Source organism: Streptomyces sp. WZ.A104 (assembly GCF_002382885.1).
Taxonomy (GTDB): Bacteria; Actinomycetota; Actinomycetes; order Streptomycetales; family Streptomycetaceae; genus Streptomyces.
This window is the reverse complement of record NZ_NWVL01000162.1, coordinates 1-2,118: the sequence shown is the minus strand read 5'-3', so window position 1 is coordinate 2,118 and position 2,118 is coordinate 1. Positions and strand designations below refer to the sequence as shown.

Below are 2,118 nucleotides of genomic sequence, written 5' to 3'. Positions count from 1 at the left end.
GCGGTGCATGGTGCGGGGTTGGTGCATCGTGATGTGAAGCCGGCGAACATTTTGTTGGCGTTGGACGGGCCGCGGTTGATCGATTTCGGTATCGCTCGTGCGCTCGACGACACCGCGCTCACCTCGACCGATGTGGTGGTCGGGTCGCCTGGCTTCCTCTCCCCCGAGCAGGCGCGGGCGGACGCCGACGTGATCGGCCCGCCCAGTGACGTCTTCTCGCTGGGCTGCGTCCTGGCCTACGCGGCGACCGGACGACCCCCGTTCGGCAGCGGAGCTCCCGAGGCCATGCTGTACCGCACGGTGCACGACGCGCCGGACCTCGACGGGGTGCCGCAGGAGCTGCGCCCCCTGCTGGAACGGTGCCTTGCCAAGGACCCGAAGGCCCGGCCCGGCCCGGCGGACATCGTCACCGAGTGGGCACAGGACACGCCACAGGGCGAGGTGGCGGCCTGGCTGCCGGAGCAGGTGACCCAACTGGTCGCGGAGCGGGCCGCCGCCATGCTCGCCCTGCCCGACGTCGAGCGCACCACCGTCGACCCGGCGGCGCCCGTCGACGGTGGCGCGGTGTCCGTCGACGGTGGCGCGGTGCCCGTCGACGGTGGCGAGGTGTCCGGAGGGAGTGAGCGGGCCGCGGCCGAACGGGCGGCGCAGGCGGCCGAGATCACCAGGGGCGTGGACGGCCCGCCCCCCGCCGGGCCCAGCCGTCGCCGCTTTCTGACCGTTGTCTCGGGTGGCGTGGTGCTGGCCGCCGGGGGCGGGCTGGGCGCGTGGACGCTGCTGCGGTCGCCCGGCGCCACCACGGGTGCGGACAGCGGTGCCCCACCCACGTACACGATCGGGGTGCAGGCCGCCCTGACCGGCGAGCACCGCCGGGCAGGCCGCGCACAGCAGCGCGGCGTGGAGCTGGCCGTAGCCGAGTTCAACGCCCGTGAGGGTCAGCCGTTCCGGCTGAAGGTCAGGGCTCTCGACGACGCCGACGGCCCGGAACGAGCGGTGCGCGTGGCGGAGGAGTTCGCCGCCGACCGTTCTGTGCTCGCCGTGATCGGGCCGACCACGGACGCGGCCGTCAGCGCGGTCGTCGGGGTGTACGACGAGGCGCTGCTGCCGTTGCTCTCCGTCTCCGCCCAGGTGAACTTCTCCAGCGTCACCCCGCACGCGACCTATCTGCACACCCGCCCCACCACCGGCGGTCAGGGGTGGGCGATCGGTCTCTACGGCGAGGCGGCGTCCGACATCGGCCGAACCGGTGTGATCACCGACCGGACCGTCGACCTCTACAGCCAGCAGATCACCCAGATCGCGCTCACCGCCCTGCGGAAGAAGCAGGAAGTGGTTCCGCGGGTGGTGCCCGCCGGTACCGAGGACTTCGCTCCCGTGGTCGCTCACATGCTGGCGGAGAAGGTGGACTCGGTGGTGTTCACCGGGTCCTGGGCCGCGGCCGCGAGTGTGGCGAAGGAGCTGCGCAGGCGGCGATTCACCGGCCCGCGCATCGCGACCGAACTCGCCCTCGACCCACGCTTCCTGGAGCGGGCGGGCGACGCGGCCGAGGGGTGGCTGATCACCTCCGCCACCATTGACGCGACAGCGAAGGGCGAGGCGGCGACGTTCGCCGCAGCCCACCGTCGGCGCTTCGGCGCGCCGCCCGCCCCGTACGCGGCGGAGGCCTACGACGTCGTCGGCCTGGTGGCCGACAGCCTGCGCGACATCGCCGGTGGCGGCGGCTCCCCGGCTGCTTCGTCCAGCGGCAGGCCCTCCCCGCGCGCTTCGTCCGGTGACACCGCCATCGACCGGGAACGCCTGCTGGAGCGGCTGCGCAGGGCTGACCGCCCCGGTATCACCAAGCGCTTGGAGATCGACGGGAAGACCGGACGGTTCCACATCACCAGGGAGAACAGCGGGATGTTCCTCCACCGTGTCGAGGGCGGCGGGTTCAGGTTCCTCGGTGACGTGGTCGGCGTGATCGGGCAGCTGTGAAGCCCCTGGGTGTGGGTGATCCCGTGTGGGTGGGGGGTTATCGGTTGTTGGGGCGGTTGGGTGCGGGTGGGATGGGGGTGGTGTATTTGGGGCGTTCTGTTGGTGGTGGTTTGGTTGCGTTGAAGCTTGTGCAGGCGGAGTTTG

Annotated in this window: 1 protein-coding gene; it reads left to right on the top strand. The window is 72.1% G+C overall.

The genetic code is table 11. The annotated features are described in order from the left end of the window. Nucleotides 1-3 precede the first annotated feature (3 nt). Nucleotides 4-1,974, top strand: a complete 1,971-nt coding sequence (locus CIB93_RS36875; RefSeq protein ID WP_096633119.1) for a bifunctional serine/threonine-protein kinase/ABC transporter substrate-binding protein — start codon at nt 4-6, stop codon at nt 1,972-1,974. Nucleotides 1,975-2,118 lie beyond the last annotated feature (144 nt).